The following is a 15,322-nucleotide window of genomic DNA, read 5'->3' on the forward strand; positions in this document are numbered from 1 at the left end:
ACCTTGCACATCCTGCAACTGTCCTTTGTAGATTTTCTGAAATGCGCAGTCTTCGGGGGCCACGGTAGCCCGAACGCGAAGAATGACAAAGTGGAAGCGGCGCGCCTTGAAAGAGACGCACCGCCAGTGTTTGGTTTAGTTACCGTGGATCATGTCGGCGGGGATTTCCGCACCGGCGTTTTCAGTAAACCATGCTGCCGCACCGGGGTGCCATTTCATGACAGTGTTCTTGTCCCAGTTTTCGGGCAACGTCGATCCAGCCGCACGGTGAATGTTCACCATACGCTCGTTGTCGGACATAACCACGTCCACAACAGCCTTCACAAAGCTTTCGGGCAGATCACAGTTGGCAATCGCGAAGTTCCACATGGAAACGGACCGCGCAGGTGCGTCCAGCGTGGTGTAGGCGTCAGCCGAAATATCGAACTGCGACACCGGGAAGGCGGCCATGATCTGGGCCTGCTCGTCTTCCGTAAACTCGATGATGTTCACTTCTGTTTGCACTTCGAGCTGGCTGACCGCAGGCACCGGAACACCGGCAGCGAACGCGATCACGTCCAGCAGACCATCCTGAAGCTGGCTGCCAAGGTCAGACCAACCGCCATTGCGACGGTCAAACTCGACGCCCAGTTCTTCCATCATGCGTGGGAAGTAGGTGTCAGATGTGGACCCCGCAGGGCCAAAGCCGATGCGTGCGCCTGCCGGAATGTCAGCAATGCTGGTGATGCCCGAGGATGACAGCGCAGTTACGGAGAACGGCGTCTGATACATCGGGAACATCGCGCAAGCGCCGGTCATCTGAAGGCCGGGTGCGATAGGGTTTGTGCCCGCCAGAGATTCTGCGGCTGGACCCATTGTGGTCATGCCGAACTGTGCTTCGCCCGTGTGAACCAGCGCCATGTTCTGCATTGGGCCACCAGTGACTTCGCCACCGCCGGACAATCCCAGCTCTTCTGCGACCAAGTTCGCCCAGCCCGCGCCATACGCGAAGTAGGTGCCACCCTGTGATGCGGTGCCCACAGTAAAGCTCTCGGGCCAGCCAGTCCGGTCTGTGTCTGCGAACGCGCTGCCAGCAATGGCCGTGGCGACCGCAAACGTAATTCCTGTTAGTTTTGTCATTTTAGTTCCTCCCATAAAGTATGTCGTCTGAGCAATCCTGCTATGCGCTTAGCAAGAGGCTGAATATGAATTAGGCGACGTGCCAACCGCGCCAACCGCTTTAACGCAAACATTTTCATTTTAGTTTGGATTTCAGGTCCGAATGGGTCACGAGCGGGACATTGGGTGATTTTATTGGGTCGTTGACTGCACAACTTGGAATTTCACCATAATTTAGGCATCCGGACTTGTGAAGCTGTCTCGCGCCAAATCATAGCGCACCATCTTTTCATAAAGCGCTTTTCGAGAGATTCCCAAAGCCTCATATGTGTCTTTGAGGCGCCCTTCGTGCGCGGTCAGACTTGCCGCGATCAAGGCACGTTCGTGATCTGCCATCCGGTGTGCCAAAGACTGCGATGCGTCAGCCCCGGTATCTTGATCCTCCGGCAACCCCAAAACAAAGCGCTCGGCTGCATTGCGCAGCTCGCGCGCGTTACCGGGCCAGTCACGTGCTGCAACCGCGTCCAACGTCGCGCCCGGCACATGAGGGACAGGAAGGTCATAGCGGTCGGCAATTTGCCCGACAAAGGTCAAAAACAGGATAGGCACGTCTTCACGCCGCGCAGCCAGTGTTGGCATCTGCAAGGTCACGACATTCAGCCGGTAGAGAAGGTCCTCACGGAACGTCCCCTTTGCGACTGCGTCTTGCAGATTGGTTTTTGACGCCGCAACAAAGCGCACGTCCAACGCAATAGGATCATGGGACCCCAGAGGGTTTATGAGCCGGTTTTCCACCGCATGCAGCAGCTTGCCTTGCATTGCCATTGGCAGGCTGTCGATTTCGTCCAAAAACAACGTGCCACGCTGTGCATGTTCAAATCGGCCGATCCTCGACCTCACGGCTGCGGCATGCGCCCCTGCTTGGTGCCCGAATAGCTCGCTTTCTATGCCATCCACAGGCAATGCGGCGCAGTTGATGGCAATAAAGGGCTTGTCTGCCCGCGCGCTGCCGCTGTGAAGCGCTTGTGCGGCGAGGCCCTTGCCCGTGCCGGTTTCGCCAACGATCAATACGTTGGCATCTGTCGCGGCGATGTCGCTGATTTGCCTGCGCATCCGGTCCATGGCACCACTAAAGCCGCGAAGGCTGACTTGTGCTGTGAGCGGTGATTGAACCTGCGATCGCAGACGGCGGTTCTCCATAGTCAGACGGCGCATTGCGATCGCTCGGTGCACTGCATCGACCAATCGTTCAGGCGCGTAGGGCTTTTCAATGAAATCATAGGCACCGTCACGCATCATCGAGACAGCCAGATCGACATCGCCGTGTCCGGTGACCAAAATAACGGGGATTTGCGGATCTTTTTGCAAAACGGCGTGCAGCAATGCTACGCCCCCCATGCCGGGCATCCGAAGGTCCGTGACAATCACACCTTCGAAATCAGTATCAATCTGGTCCAATGCGGCTTCGGCGCGCTCAAAACACGCACAGTCGATACCCGCCAAATCCAGCGTTTGCTGCCCCGCGATGCGCAGCGGGCCTTCATCGTCAATAAAAAACACGGTGGCGGCTTCGGTCATTCTGCCGCCTTTTGCGCGCAAGGGGCTTCAGATTGCATCAGCGAAACCGAAAAGACGGCGCCGCCCTCTGGGTGATTTTGACCGCTCAGGCTCCCGCCGAAATCGCGCACGATATTGTAGGAAATCGACAGGCCAAGCCCCATCCCGTGACCGGGCTCTTTGGTGGTGTAGAACGGATCAAAAAGCTGTGCGATGTTTTCTTGGGTCATTCCGGTTCCCCGGTCGCGCACATCGACACAAACCTTACCTTGTTGTCTTTCCAATGCAATGTCGATCAGCGGATCGGGGGTTTTGATCATGGCATCCACAGCATTGCTCAGTAAGTTCATAAATACCTGCTGGAGCCGGACCTGACCACCCTGAACCCAGATTTCTTCATCCGGCGGGATCCAGTTCACGTGGCATCCCGCAGCCCGCAGTTTTGGCTCCACAATCGCCAACGCACTCTCAATCGCCTGATTGAGCAGAATGGGCTGTGTTCGCTCACCGGGGCGGCGTGCGAAATTGCGCAGATGGGTCGAGATGGCGACAAGCCGATCGACCATGTCGTCGATCATTCCGACATTCTGGCGCACTTTTTCATGTTCACCTCTATCGAGATAAGCGGCTGCATTGCGCGCAAAGGACTTCACTGCCGTCAGGGGCTGGTTGAATTCATGACTAAGAGCCGCCGACATTTGCCCGAGTGCGGCCAGTTTGCCCGCCTGCACCAGTTCAGTCTGGGTCTGGCGCAACCGGATCTCGGCGCTGCGGCGTTCCTCGACCTCTTGCATGATGTTGCGATTGGCCTCATTCAACTCGGCTGTGCGTTGGGTGACCCGCTGCTCCAGTTCCTCTTTGATCAAAAGGGCCGCGGCGATACGTTCTTGGAGTTGCACGCGGCGCTGGATCACAACAATGACGATCAGACCCGCCAGCAACAACAGCAAAGCCGCTGTCGCGACGGTCCCCATTGCCCTGTTCCAGGCAGGCCCCGTGGGTGTGAACAACCAAACCTCCCATTGGGCCTCAGGGATGGCTTGGGTTTGCACAATGAAATCTTCAGGTTGGCCCGTCGCGTCGGTGATCGCCATACGCTTGAGGCTACTATCAAAGAGTGTTTGGGTATTTTCAAGTAATACGAGCTGATCCATAGGGTACTTGCGGGTCGCCTCGATCGCCGCGCGCGATGGGGCCGTGAGCGGCTCGAAGGTCCGGAAGTGCCAGCGGGGGCGGTTGGACATAAAAACAACCCCGACATCATCTGTGACCACGACGACATTATCGCCCACGCTCCATGCTTCCTCAAACGCATCTACCGTGAATTTAACAGCCAGAACACCGACGATGTCAGAGCCGTCGCGCACCGCCTCGGCAAAGAAATACCCGCGCTCGCCCGAGGTTGTGCCAAGCGCGAAAAACCGCCCCTGCTTTCCGCTCAAGGCGAGGGTGAAATAGGGGCGGTATTCGAAATTCTGCCCAACGAAAGAAAGCTCCTTCCAATGGTTGCTGGCCGCGATGGTCAGACCTGTCCGGTCGATCAGAAAGATGTCGGACAGTCCCACCATTTCCGCAGTCCGGTGAAGATCAGTGTTGACCCGCTCGATGAGCGCTGGGTCCGATGGCGTCTGCAACGCGCGGATCACCTCGGGGCGCTCGGAGATGAGTTTTGGCAAAGCCTCGAACCTGCGCAAAGACCCGTTCAAACCCTCAACAGCCAACGTCAGGGTGGAGGCTTCTTTTTGTGCCAGCTGCCCCAGATACACGCGCTCCAATGCAGGAAAGAAAAGCGCCGAAGCAGCAATCAGGAAGCCGAAAACCCCCGCCAGTATAAGCGCGACTAAACCCGCTTTTTGTTCAATGCGCCCGCGTTTTATGACCTGAAAAGACATGGCATAGTGATGGAAGTAAAAGTCACATCTGACAACCCTATCAAAGGGGTGGGGTTATCTTTCTTGTCCATCACGCAGATCGGCAACCAGATAATTCTGTGCTACCCAAAGTGTTCACGGTCAGGGCTAGATTTTCCGCATATTGATCACGCAGACGAGCTGGATGCGTCTGGTGATTTCATGAGCGCCGCCGGGACCTTGTTCCAGATTGCGCCATGCGGTTGTTCTTCGCTGTAGTCTCTACCGCTGCCCGGCAGGCGATGCATGCATCGCTGAGAGAGGCCAAGCCCCCAACTTTTCGGACGTGTCTGCAAGGCCGTGAACCAGTGCGCGTTCAAGCACTTGGCCCGGAACCGGCCATTGAAGGCTTCAATATATGCATTGTAAATGGGTTTTCCAGGCCGTGAAAAGTCGAGCGTGACGTTCCGCTAGCACGTCCAAAAATCCATGTCGCAAGAGATAAATTCGCTGCCGTTATCGACCCTAATCGTTTTGGGATAACCCACCTGACGGCAGACACGATCTAGCGTCGTGACCACATTCTCGTCTTTATAGCTGAACATGGCATCAAGGACGGGCACGTACCGTGAGAAGGTGCAACGACCGTCAGTAGCCGGATCTTACGTCCTGTCGCCAACTGGTCATACACAAAATTCATCGCCCAGACATCATTCGGTCTCACGGCATCTTTACGGTCTTCGCGCAGCTTTGCCTTCACTCGCCGCTTGGGCGTCTTGTTGCGCAGTTACGTACCCAACTCCTTGTTAATCCTATAAGTCTTCTTTGCATTGATATCCCAACCCACAAGACGACCAAGGCAATCGACTGGATACTCTACAAATAACGGCACTTGGTGGAGTGTTTCTTCAATCAGATCAAGCAGTTCAGAAAGATCCCGCTTCGATGTGAAATGTCAGCCTCATCCTTCAAGTCATTCGTAGCAATCGCATGCGCTATGGCCTGGCTCCCTTAAATGCAGAGACCACCTAGGGCGTGCCGCGTTTAATTGGGTTAAAGTATGCGTCGGACCGGGCGAAGCAGCGTTTGCGAAGCATAACGCGTTCGTCCTGTCCGATGAATTCAATTGAACGGAACACGCTCTAAAGGCTTAATGCACGTTCGATCAGCCGTCTAACACCGCCACCCCAAAGCCTTCACGCCCAAAGGCATTGCCATTATACAGCATATAAACCTTATCTTTCAGGCGAAACACATGCGGATAGCACCGCATATCGCTATCCCACGCGCCGGGCTGCGAAGGGGCCGGAGCCAAGCTGTCATCGCGCGTCCATGTCGTGAGATCATCGGACCAAGCCGCCCCCAGGCGATATCCACGGCTGCTATCCGTGCGAAAGCCAAACGCCTCGCGGTAGCAAAAGAACATATGATAGCGGCCCTCAATCTGGATCACCGTTGGCAGGGCCTGACATTCATCGGGGTTTAATGTGTCCGCAATGATAGCGCGCCCATCGCGCTGCCATGCAATCCCATCAGGTGAGGTTGCATAGGCAATTTTATAGACCCGGTCTGGGGGGCTTTCTGCGTCGAACTTTTGCCATTTGGTGCCAAAAATATACCACATGTGATAGGTGCCGTCGAACTTTTGTACAAAGGCGTCACCGACCAAAAGCGGCTCGTGCAAGCTGGGCGCAAGCAACGGGCCGCCTGCACCGTGACGCTGAAAGGTTTCGCCATTGTCATGGCTGATCACCAAACCAATCGCCGCATCTGCCGAGACCGAGACCTTACGGTTCCAGCCCGTGGTGTACCCAAGAACCCGGTCCCCATCGCGCAGCACATTGATCGGAAAAACTCCGTGTTCGTCAAAACACCCAAGATCGCCCAAAGGCAGAACAGTATGCTGTGCAACCCCTAAAAGCGTCTGCATATCATGGGCGAAATCCGCATAGGCGATGTGGCTGAGAAACTTTCCCGTATTGTCGCGTTCCCGCGTGGAAAAGAACACCCGCACCCGGTCTTCCATCACCAAGGTCTGTGGCGATTGGGCAAAGGTTTCACAGTTGTTTGACAACGCGTGTTCAGTAGGGTCAAATAGTTTACCCATGGCAGTCCACTTCATGCCTGCCCCCACGCGTCATCGTTTTCCAAAACCGCAAGACCAAAGCCCTCGCGGCCCATACCATTGCCCTGAAACAGCATATACGTTGCCCCATCCAGGTCAAACACATGAGGATAGTTGATCATTTCACTGTCCCATCCAGTCTGGGACAGTCTGATATCGACCATATCGTCATTCCGGTCCCAAGTGATCATATCATCTGATACGGCGTAACCGATGCGGTAGCCGCCGCTGCGCTCTTTGTAATTATGCAGGCCGCGATAGGAGAAAAACATGTGATAACGTCCATTGCGGTATATCACATCGGGGCAAGCCTGACATTCATCGAGACCCAGTTTATCGGGGATCAGTGATTTACCAAGCTTGTCCCAAACGATCCCATCCGCGGAGGTCGCCGTGCGGATTTTGTAAATCGGCTCTGTGCGGCCATCATCCATTTTACGCCACTCACGCCCTGCGACATACCACAGATGCCAGACATCTGCGAATTTGCGGATGCGGGGGCTGCCCAAAAGAAACGGTTCATCGGGAGAAAACGGCAGTACCGGGCCTTTACCAAGGCGGGTGAAAGTCTCCCCTTGGTCGGTACTGATCGCAAGGCCCACGGCGGCGTTGAATGGCACCGACTCGCACCGCGTCCAGCCCGCGTAGTATGCTCGGATATCGCCCCCATCGCGGATAACGGACACAGGGTATGTGCCAAACTCATCAAAGGTGCCGAAGGCGCCCAGCTCCAACACGGGCTGTTCACACACGCGCAGCCGTTTTGTCAGATCCCGACGATCCAGATCAAGATAAGAGATATAGCTGAGATATTGCCCATCCGGTCCAGGCGCAGGTCTGGAACAGAAGTAAACGCGCACGAAGTCATCGAAAATCACCGTTGCAGGGGATTGCGCAAACTCATGCATCCAGCTTTCGGTTGTCAGATCTTTGGGGTCAAAGACCTTACCCATTTTACGCCAAATGAATCGCGGTGTGGTCTGGTGTGTATCAGTCATCGCTAAGCCGCCGCAAATTCCGTGCCCCTGTTTGCAAGCCACCGTAGTAATAGTCGCTAAACCCAGCGGCATCCATCAGATCAAAAACCTTTTGCATATCGTATTCCACACGGTGAAGGGTGAAATCACCATTCTCATAAATGGCAAAGGCCGCACGTGGATCGCCGTCACGCGGCTGACCTACGGACCCGGGGTTACAGTGTATTTTATCACCAAAGTGGTTCAGAGACTGCAGATGGGTGTGCCCTGACACGAAGACACGCCCTTGGACGCGCTCAAAATATGTGGGGGTGATATCGATGTATTCATCGATAGGATCACTCCAACCACCATGCACAAGACGAATTTCACCAATATCGCGCTGCACAGGAAAACTACGCAACCACTCCATGTGGCTCGGCTCAAAAATTTTACGTTGATAGACCATGCAGTCATTGACAGATTGAGACCGTATGCAAAACCCGCCTCCTGCCAGATACCAATCGTGGTTGCCCATCACGCAAGGGATCTGCCTTTCGCGCAACATCGAACAACACTCGTTGATCTGGGTGTAATAGCCGACCACATCACCGGCACAGTAAATATTATCAACGCCCAAGCGGTCAATTTCCGCCAAAACGGAAGTCAGCGCCTCATAGTTGCCGTGAATGTCAGAGATGAATGCTGTCTTCATAAAATACATGCTCGTCTATGTAGCGCACGGCCCGCCCAGACCGGATCAAAGGTTGAGTTGGGATCTGCCCGTCTAAGAAGAACCCAAGGGCCATGGCGCTTTCGTTATACCCAAAGGCTGTGCGGATGGAGGTGGCTGAGGAAATGCGCGGGTTGATCTCAAGCAATTTGGGACCACCTGCCCCAACCCGGAATTGAAAGTTGGTCGGCCCAACCGGGCGAAACAACTGGCACAACGCCTGCATCGATGCCTCAAAAGGGGTGATGTCGATGACCTCTGCCTTATCGGTGAACCCGTCGCGCGACAGTTTGCGGCGCAGGCCCATTGCGGCAAAATATCCGCCCTTTGCATCGCAAAACGCAGAGATAGTGAATTCTTCCTCATCGGTGCCCACAAGCGGCTGCACCATAAGATGCACGCCAATCTGTGCTTTGTGCGGGGCAAAGGCCTCACGGGTGCTCGCACGAACGATCCCTTTTGAGCCGAATCCTTTGCGTGGCTTTAACAACAAAGGCATCCCAAATTTTTGGGACAATATGTCAAAGTCATCCTCTAAGGCGCTGTCGATAGCACAGGCAATCCCTGCGGCTTTAAGATGCTGGAAGAATGCCCATTTGTCTTCGCAAAGCGCGGTCAGATCGGGGTGATTCAAAAGGGGCATGGAGCCTGCGGCACGAATATCCGTGGCATGCTGCGTCCAGTGATACATGTCCGCCTCGATTCCAGGCATCAGCATATTGATCTGATGCTTCTTGAGAGTGGTCATCAACCACTCCAGATATCCGGGGTCATCGGTGCGTGGGGCTTGTTCAAACACATCGCAAAAGGCCGGTGCGACGGAATCGTCATAAATAGATGTACCAACCAAGAAACACTCAGGCCGCGCCTGCCGCAAAGCCCGCAAAATACCATATCCAACGATCCCGCTGGCCCCAGAGACCAGAACCCGCGTCATTGCCCCGACACTTCCGCCAACAACCCACAGCTTAGTTCGGGATAGTGCACCCCGATCTGACACAGCGCATCAATATAGGCCGGCTCCAAGTTCAACGCGATCATCTGCTGGGTCATGAAGGGTTTTAGATAAATTCCCTCCATGCGATCCACTTTGTAGCCCGCAGCGTTGATGTGCGCCGTAAAAGTGTCGACGGTATAATACCGCTGATGTCCCAAAAGGTGATCATGCTCGGACAGATATGTAATGTCATCCAGCGCCCCTGCGGCATGTCCAAGACGACGGTTCAATACTTCGGCGTTGGGGACGGCCAAAAACATCTTACCCCCCGGCGCCAAAAAATCACGGTACTGGCGCAGGATCGCAACCGGATCATCGACATGTTCCAAAACGAACCCCATGACGATGGTGTCAAACCGCTCGGAGGTCTCAAAGCGCTCAAACCACGTCTGTGTGATCTTTGCGGAGCAATCGGGAGACTTCGCCTGGAACGTCCCGATGACCTCCTGCGAGCCCTCCAACACAAGATGCCGGTCGAAATGCTGAGCGAAAATCTGCGTGGTAAAGCCGTGCCCCAGCCCAAGTTCCAGCAGTGAGCCTGCCTGCCCAACACGATCCAAAATGCGCCGGGGGTACCAGTTCATCAAGATTTCATTGTCAAAATCGTACTGGCTGTCGCCCTTATAGGCCAAGGCTTGGGCGTCCAGTGTGGTTGTCTCAAATTCGATCGTCATCGTCGTCCTCACCCGTCTCAAAGCCTTCCAAACCGTGACTTCCGATCGCTAAAGCACGATTTGTAGCTTTTCAAGTAAGGCGTATATCCACAGCGGGCAACCCTAATTGCCCCGTTTAAATCCGGCTCAATCCCTCGCCAAAATCCTATCCCAACGCGGCCCATAGGGCACTACGCTCCATCATTTTAACTTTTTTTGCGGCAGCGGACTTGCTATGGACGCACCATACAAGGGCCCAATTGCGGGGTCGGTAACACCTCAAGGAGCGATTATGACATTAGAACGTGACTATGACGCCGAACTCAAAGACACGGCTGATCACCAATATGCCTATAATTTCGACCTGGATGTGATGCATAAATACATGATGCGCTCTTGTGAGCCGCTGTTCAAGCAGGGCTCGGTTCTGGAATTGGGCAGCTACTTGGGCGATTTCACCCGCCGCCTGATGCCCCACTTTGAGGATATCACCTGCGTCGAAGCTTCCGGAGAGGCTGTCGCACACACACGCGCCAACCTGCCGGACACGATCGAATTTCACCAAGGCCTGTTTGAAACGATCGACCTGCCCCGCCGCTATGACAACATCATTCTGACCCACGTGCTGGAACACTTGGATGATCCGGTCAGTGTGATGCGCCGAATAAACACAGAATGGCTGGCCCCCGGTGGACGGTTCTTCGTGATTTGCCCCAACGCCAACGCGCCCTCGCGCCAGATTGCTGTTAAGATGGGACTGATTTCGCATAATGCCGCGATCACGCCCGCCGAAGAGGCCCATGGCCACCGGATCACTTACAGCCTTGACACATTGGAGCGGGACGCCACCGCTGCGGGCCTCAAGGTTGTGCACCGCTCGGGCGTGTTCTTTAAAGCTTTGGCCAACTTCCAGTGGGACCAACTGCTGAACACTGACATCATTTCCGATGAATACCTTGAGGGATGCTTTATGCTGGGTCAGCAATATCCTGACCTCTGTTCCAGCATCTTTTTAGTCTGTGAGGCCGGCGAATGAACGACGCCGTGCCCGAGTTTCAGGCACGCGCGATTTCAGTCGTTGTGGCCGTCTACGAAAACGAAGGCTCGCTGGCCGAAACCCACAAACAGATCAGCGCGCTGTTTGATGGTCCCCTCAAGGGTCACACCTTGGAAATAGTGTTTGTGAACGACGGCTCCAGCGATGGCTCGCTGGAGGAGTTGCACCGCATCCGCGAGACCGACCCTTCGGTAAAGGTGATAACATTCACGCGGAACTTTGGGCAAATGGCCGCCATGTTGGCAGGTTTTGCCGAAGCAACCGGGGACGCGGTGATCAACATCTCCGCCGACTTGCAAGACCCCATCAATCTGATCGTGGAAATGGCGGCGCAGTGGCAGTCAGGGGCTGAAATCGTCGTCTGCTATCGCACCAATAGGTCCGACCCAATGGCCGCGAAGGCGTTTTCATGGCTTGCCTACGGGGTCTTGCGGATGGCTGTGCCGCAAATTCCCAGCGGCGGGTTTGATTACGTCCTGATGGACCGGGTCGCGATGGACCAATTCAACGCAATGGACACGCGGCATCGGTTTTTCCAAGGTGATCTGTTGTGGCCGGGCTATCGCACCAACTTCATCCCCTATGAGCGTAAGGAACGCACCATAGGCAAATCTCAATATAACTTCACTAAAAAACTGAAGAATTTTACCGATGCGGTACTGGATTCCTCGTTTTTGCCGATCCGCGCGATTTCGGTTATGGGGTTTTTCACCAGCTTTTTAGGACTGCTATATGCAATTTCGATCCTGTTTGCCTGGGCGGGCGGGGCCACACCATTTGATGGCTGGGCGCCTTTGATGATGGTGATTTTGATTATCGGCGGCATGATCATGGTGATGCTGGGTGTGATCGGAGAATATGTCTGGCGCATTAACGAAGAGGTCCGAAAGCGCCCCAATTATGTGATTCGGGACAAATTCTTATGAGCAAACAGCTAACCCCAAACGTTGTCGGCACGATCACTTGCTACAGCGAAGGCGTGGCCAACGATTACGCAGACTACCCTGACAGCGGATTTGATCTGACAGATGAATACGCCGCAACCAGTTTCTGGGTTAGTTCGCGCAACCGCCTGTTCAGCTGGCTTGTCCACCGCGAGCGAGATCGCCTAGGGCAAGCCCGCCTTTTGGATGTAGGCTGCGGCACCGGGAATTTTGCCCAGCATCTAAGCAAAGACGGCACATTGACCGTGACTGGCTCCGAGATTTACCTCAAGGGGTTACAGTTTGCGCAAAAACGCCAGCCGGATATTGAGTTTATCCAATACGATGTCACCGAAGGCATCTTGGATCGGCGCTATGAAATCATCACTGCCTTTGATGTGTTTGAACACATCGAGGCAGACGTCACCGGGTTGCAAAACGTCCACGAAATGCTGACTGAGGAGGGCGTGTTCATTGTATCTGTGCCGCAGCATATGTTCCTTTGGAGCAAGCTGGATGAAATCGTTTTTCACAAACGCCGTTATTCGCGGGCGGAGATGGTGGGCAAGCTGCGCCAAACAGGGTTCACACCTGTGCGCGTCACCTCCCATGTGTTCACCCTGTTTCCACTGATGTGGCTGTCGCGTCTGCTGGATAAGGTCAAACCAGACAGCCCCGCGACAGAAGACACAGATAACCTGTCGGATCGGGTCACGTTTTCGCCGGTCGTGAACTGGGTGTTCAACAAGATCATGTTTATTGACGAAGCGCTGATCCGCGTTGGAATTCCCCTACCTGTCGGGGGCACATTGGTGGTTGTCGCCCGTAAAAACGCACCATGAGGTCTTAGTTATGAACATGGAAATGTCCCGCTTTTTATTGGCTGGCGGGGTGAATTTCGTGTTCACTTTTCTGGTGTTCACTGGGGCCCTAAAGGTTATGCACACTGGCTATGTCGCGGCTTTGTTATTGGCCTGGATATCGGGCAATATCCTGACATATGTTCTGAATTTCGTCTGGGTGTTCCGCCCCGAAGACCGCCTGTCCTTCGGGATGCGGTTTTTCAAATACCTCACGGCGGGGGCCTTTTCGATTGCAGCAAACTTGATGGCCCTTTCTGCTTTGGTTGAGATCGGCGGCTTTGATCCATTTTGGGCGCAGTTGATCGTCATGCCCTTTATTATCGCATTCAACTTTATAGCCGCTAAATTTTGGTCCCTCAAAAAAGCCCCCCCCCTGCCATGACTCCCACACCTACAGTTTTTGCCCCGTCGCGTATCGTCCTTTGGCTTGCATTGATTTGCTTTGCGATACTGGGGGTTGCGGTGATCTGGGCCTCTGATCGCGCATTGGAGTTCACCGATGAGGCCTACTACCTGCTATCCGCGATCCACCCCGATCAGATCCTTTTATATATCTCGGCACAACACTGGACCCTTGCGCCGCTTTGGGCGTTGACTGAAAGCCTCCAGGGGTTTCGCATGACGGGGGCGGCTATCTTGCTGGGTACGTCGAGCCTGCTGGGCTGGGGCGCGGTGTGGATTCTGGCACACTTGACGGACCGCGTCTGGAGCCGTTTGGAAGTGGCGGGTGTAATCGCGGCCAGCGCGGTTGGCGCTTTGATGTATGTCGCAACCATTGCGCCCTCGCCCAGCTATAATTTGCTGGCCTCTGCGGGAGCCTACGGTGCAGCGGGGCTGACGTTTCTGGCGATTGGGCGTGCAAAGCCTTCAACCGGCTTGATGCTGTCACTGTTGGCCGGGCTATGCTTGGCGGTGGCGTTTGTGAACAAACCCTCTGCGGGTATCTGCACCGCATTGGTTGTTTGCGGTCTGATGCTGGGCCTTGAGGAGCGTCGCCGCAAATGGGCGATGGTGACGGCTGGGATTATCGGGGCGACCCTTACCTTGGTGCTTTTGGTTTTGACCCACCCCGGCACACTGCCAGTCCGTGACAGTTTTAACAGCGGTCTGGAACTGTTCCGCATGGTCCAGACAGAGTCTGTGGGCGCCCGCCTGATCCGCTACGCCGTGACGCTTTTGTCCTCGACTGCAGGGGCGCTGATCACCTTTTCACCCACTGTTTTCGCATTCATAGCTCTCTTGTTTTACCCGCGCCGCTGGCTGGCAATAACAACTGTCAGCATCTTGATCCTGAACGCCGTGTTGGAGAAAACCTACTTAGGTGGGGTCGATCAGTACCCAACAATAATGGAAGGCTACTATACCCTTATCATACTGGCCTTTGGGTGTGGGGTGCGCGCCTGGACCATAAACCGCAGAGTGGCATTGTTCTACACCGGGCTGGTATTGTTGCCATTCAGCGTGGCTATCGGAACCGGCAACGCGCTATTCACACAGATCGTTATCACCCTTGCGCCTTGGAGCATCACAGTTGTGCTGCTGGCCTTAATGACACAAGCGTCCCCTATCACACGAGCCAATGAAACCCGGCATCTTATGCAGCATAGCTGCGCTTGCTTGTTCTTGGTGTTGTCGACCTCACAGATCATCACCAGTTTTGGGCGCGCGCCTTATCATCTACAAACGCCTCTGGTGGCCCACACCCAAACCGTGTCTGTTGGCATGCTAGGCGATGTAAAGGTGGATGCCGCCACCGCAGCTTTCTTAGGTGAAATCGAGCAGGCAAAGGAGATCTGCGCAATCCAGCCCGGAGCCGCATTCATGGGGCTGTTCAATGTGCCGGGATTAGCACTGATTTTTGACGCCGTACCGCCCGTGTCCCCGTGGTTAAACAACCCCGCCCAAGCGGATACCGTGCTGGAATATTGGAATCCCGACAGCGCGCCCCAAGTGGTTATGGTTCTCACCCGTGAGGTGATTGCTGAGCAGGTTACCCTACCCGCCCGCCTACAACCCGATCAAAACGGATATATGCTCTGCGGCACTCCACTATTGCCGTTTCAACAGCATACTGTTGAGGTCTGGGCACGCGGCACGCCCTAGGCTCCAAACTCAAGCAAACCATTGATTATTATGATCTCCTCTGATTCAGCCTTATATATTTATGTTGGAGGTGATGAGGACAGTTAGATTTTGGCTTTCTGGTCGTGCGATGGCATTGACCGAGCCACTGCTGCTGCCGAAGAACTAACCCAGCACGCGGCGCGTGGACGACAGGCGCGTGATCGGCGGGATCATCCTTGTTCTGTGGATCAGTTGGAGGTGGCAGGACTGCTCGCTGGAATACGGTCCGCCATGACGCTTCGCAACCGTTTCAACCGATTGACCCACAAGGGGCTTTAAATAAGCATCTTCACCACGCTCCCAGCGCAGTCGGAATTGCCTGACGACTTGAGCATCAACTCCACAGCAGCGCGTGCGCACAGGTCGGCCCATGGCGGAAAACGAGG

13 protein-coding genes and 1 pseudogene are annotated in these 15,322 nt (G+C 54.9%); 5 read left to right on the forward strand and 9 right to left on the reverse strand.

Going from position 1 to position 15,322, the window contains the following annotated elements; all coding sequences use genetic code 11:
• Positions 1–135: 135 nt before the first annotated feature.
• The 9 genes and pseudogenes from KUD11_RS14970 to KUD11_RS15010 all read right to left on the reverse strand — a co-directional run bounded on the left by KUD11_RS14970 (position 136) and on the right by KUD11_RS15010 (position 9,990).
• Positions 136–1,119 (reverse strand): TAXI family TRAP transporter solute-binding subunit, encoded by a 984-nt coding sequence (locus KUD11_RS14970; RefSeq protein WP_109388494.1) that lies wholly within the window; start codon positions 1,117–1,119, stop codon positions 136–138.
• A gap of 213 nt (positions 1,120–1,332) precedes the next feature.
• Positions 1,333–2,676, reverse strand: a complete 1,344-nt coding sequence (locus KUD11_RS14975) for a sigma-54-dependent transcriptional regulator (RefSeq protein WP_109388492.1) — start codon at positions 2,674–2,676, stop codon at positions 1,333–1,335.
• A complete protein-coding gene (locus KUD11_RS14980; RefSeq protein WP_109388490.1) occupies positions 2,673–4,547 on the reverse strand; it encodes a sensor histidine kinase in 1,875 nt (624 codons plus the stop codon). The genes KUD11_RS14975 and KUD11_RS14980 overlap by 4 nt, the downstream gene beginning before the upstream one ends.
• Before the next feature lie 146 nt (positions 4,548–4,693).
• Positions 4,694–5,358 (reverse strand): annotated as a pseudogene (locus tag KUD11_RS14985) (DDE-type integrase/transposase/recombinase); the annotation flags it as partial.
• Between the two features lie 312 nt (positions 5,359–5,670).
• Complete coding sequence (locus KUD11_RS14990; protein ID WP_224380323.1) at positions 5,671–6,612, reverse strand: glycoside hydrolase family protein; 942 nt, start codon at positions 6,610–6,612, stop codon at positions 5,671–5,673.
• Between the two features lie 11 nt (positions 6,613–6,623).
• Positions 6,624–7,628: a glycoside hydrolase family protein gene (locus KUD11_RS14995; RefSeq protein ID WP_109388486.1), complete on the reverse strand. Its 1,005-nt coding sequence runs from the start codon at positions 7,626–7,628 to the stop codon at positions 6,624–6,626.
• Positions 7,621–8,301 carry a metallophosphoesterase family protein gene (locus tag KUD11_RS15000; protein WP_109388485.1) on the reverse strand — a complete coding sequence of 227 codons (681 nt, stop codon included), beginning with the start codon at positions 8,299–8,301 and terminating at the stop codon, positions 7,621–7,623. The genes KUD11_RS14995 and KUD11_RS15000 overlap by 8 nt, the downstream gene beginning before the upstream one ends.
• Positions 8,279–9,256 carry an ATP-grasp domain-containing protein gene (locus KUD11_RS15005; RefSeq protein ID WP_109388483.1) on the reverse strand — a complete coding sequence of 326 codons (978 nt, stop codon included), beginning with the start codon at positions 9,254–9,256 and terminating at the stop codon, positions 8,279–8,281. The genes KUD11_RS15000 and KUD11_RS15005 overlap by 23 nt, the downstream gene beginning before the upstream one ends.
• On the reverse strand, positions 9,253–9,990 hold the full coding sequence (locus KUD11_RS15010; protein WP_109388481.1) for a class I SAM-dependent methyltransferase: 738 nt from the start codon (positions 9,988–9,990) through the stop codon (positions 9,253–9,255). Before KUD11_RS15010 ends, KUD11_RS15005 begins: the two co-directional genes overlap by 4 nt.
• A gap of 271 nt (positions 9,991–10,261) precedes the next feature.
• Here KUD11_RS15010 and KUD11_RS15015 point away from each other — a divergent pair, with 271 nt between their 5' ends.
• The 5 genes from KUD11_RS15015 (at position 10,262) to KUD11_RS15035 (ending at position 14,915) form a co-directional block, all read left to right on the forward strand.
• A complete protein-coding gene (locus KUD11_RS15015; RefSeq protein ID WP_109388479.1) occupies positions 10,262–11,005 on the forward strand; it encodes a class I SAM-dependent methyltransferase in 744 nt (247 codons plus the stop codon).
• The gene (locus tag KUD11_RS15020; protein WP_109388477.1) at positions 11,002–11,952 is read left to right on the forward strand and encodes a glycosyltransferase family 2 protein; all 951 of its coding nucleotides are present in this window, start codon (positions 11,002–11,004) and stop codon (positions 11,950–11,952) included. The genes KUD11_RS15015 and KUD11_RS15020 overlap by 4 nt, the downstream gene beginning before the upstream one ends.
• A complete protein-coding gene (locus KUD11_RS15025; protein WP_109388475.1) occupies positions 11,949–12,791 on the forward strand; it encodes a class I SAM-dependent methyltransferase in 843 nt (280 codons plus the stop codon). The genes KUD11_RS15020 and KUD11_RS15025 overlap by 4 nt, the downstream gene beginning before the upstream one ends.
• Positions 12,730–13,194 carry a GtrA family protein gene (locus tag KUD11_RS15030; protein WP_146190878.1) on the forward strand — a complete coding sequence of 155 codons (465 nt, stop codon included), beginning with the start codon at positions 12,730–12,732 and terminating at the stop codon, positions 13,192–13,194. The genes KUD11_RS15025 and KUD11_RS15030 overlap by 62 nt, the downstream gene beginning before the upstream one ends.
• A gap of 104 nt (positions 13,195–13,298) precedes the next feature.
• Positions 13,299–14,915: a hypothetical protein gene (locus KUD11_RS15035; RefSeq protein WP_146190877.1), complete on the forward strand. Its 1,617-nt coding sequence runs from the start codon at positions 13,299–13,301 to the stop codon at positions 14,913–14,915.
• Positions 14,916–15,322 lie beyond the last annotated feature (407 nt).

The sequence above is a fragment of the Roseovarius carneus genome (genome assembly GCF_020141465.1).
GTDB classification, from domain to species: Bacteria; Pseudomonadota; Alphaproteobacteria; order Rhodobacterales; family Rhodobacteraceae; genus Roseovarius; species Roseovarius carneus.

Excerpts from the sequence above, each read along its gene's own strand:
- KUD11_RS14970 (WP_109388494.1), bottom strand. The coding sequence starts at position 1,119 with ATGACAAAACTAACAGGAATTACGTTTGCGGTCGCCACGGCCATTGCT.
- KUD11_RS14975 (WP_109388492.1), bottom strand. The coding sequence starts at position 2,676 with ATGACCGAAGCCGCCACCGTGTTTTTTATTGACGATGAAGGCCCGCTG.
- KUD11_RS14980 (WP_109388490.1), bottom strand. The coding sequence starts at position 4,547 with ATGTCTTTTCAGGTCATAAAACGCGGGCGCATTGAACAAAAAGCGGGT.
- KUD11_RS14990 (WP_224380323.1), bottom strand. The coding sequence starts at position 6,612 with ATGGGTAAACTATTTGACCCTACTGAACACGCGTTGTCAAACAACTGT.
- KUD11_RS14995 (WP_109388486.1), bottom strand. The coding sequence starts at position 7,628 with ATGACTGATACACACCAGACCACACCGCGATTCATTTGGCGTAAAATG.
- KUD11_RS15000 (WP_109388485.1), bottom strand. The coding sequence starts at position 8,301 with ATGAAGACAGCATTCATCTCTGACATTCACGGCAACTATGAGGCGCTG.
- KUD11_RS15005 (WP_109388483.1), bottom strand. The coding sequence starts at position 9,256 with ATGACGCGGGTTCTGGTCTCTGGGGCCAGCGGGATCGTTGGATATGGT.
- KUD11_RS15010 (WP_109388481.1), bottom strand. The coding sequence starts at position 9,990 with ATGACGATCGAATTTGAGACAACCACACTGGACGCCCAAGCCTTGGCC.
- KUD11_RS15015 (WP_109388479.1), top strand. The coding sequence starts at position 10,262 with ATGACATTAGAACGTGACTATGACGCCGAACTCAAAGACACGGCTGAT.
- KUD11_RS15020 (WP_109388477.1), top strand. The coding sequence starts at position 11,002 with ATGAACGACGCCGTGCCCGAGTTTCAGGCACGCGCGATTTCAGTCGTT.
- KUD11_RS15025 (WP_109388475.1), top strand. The coding sequence starts at position 11,949 with ATGAGCAAACAGCTAACCCCAAACGTTGTCGGCACGATCACTTGCTAC.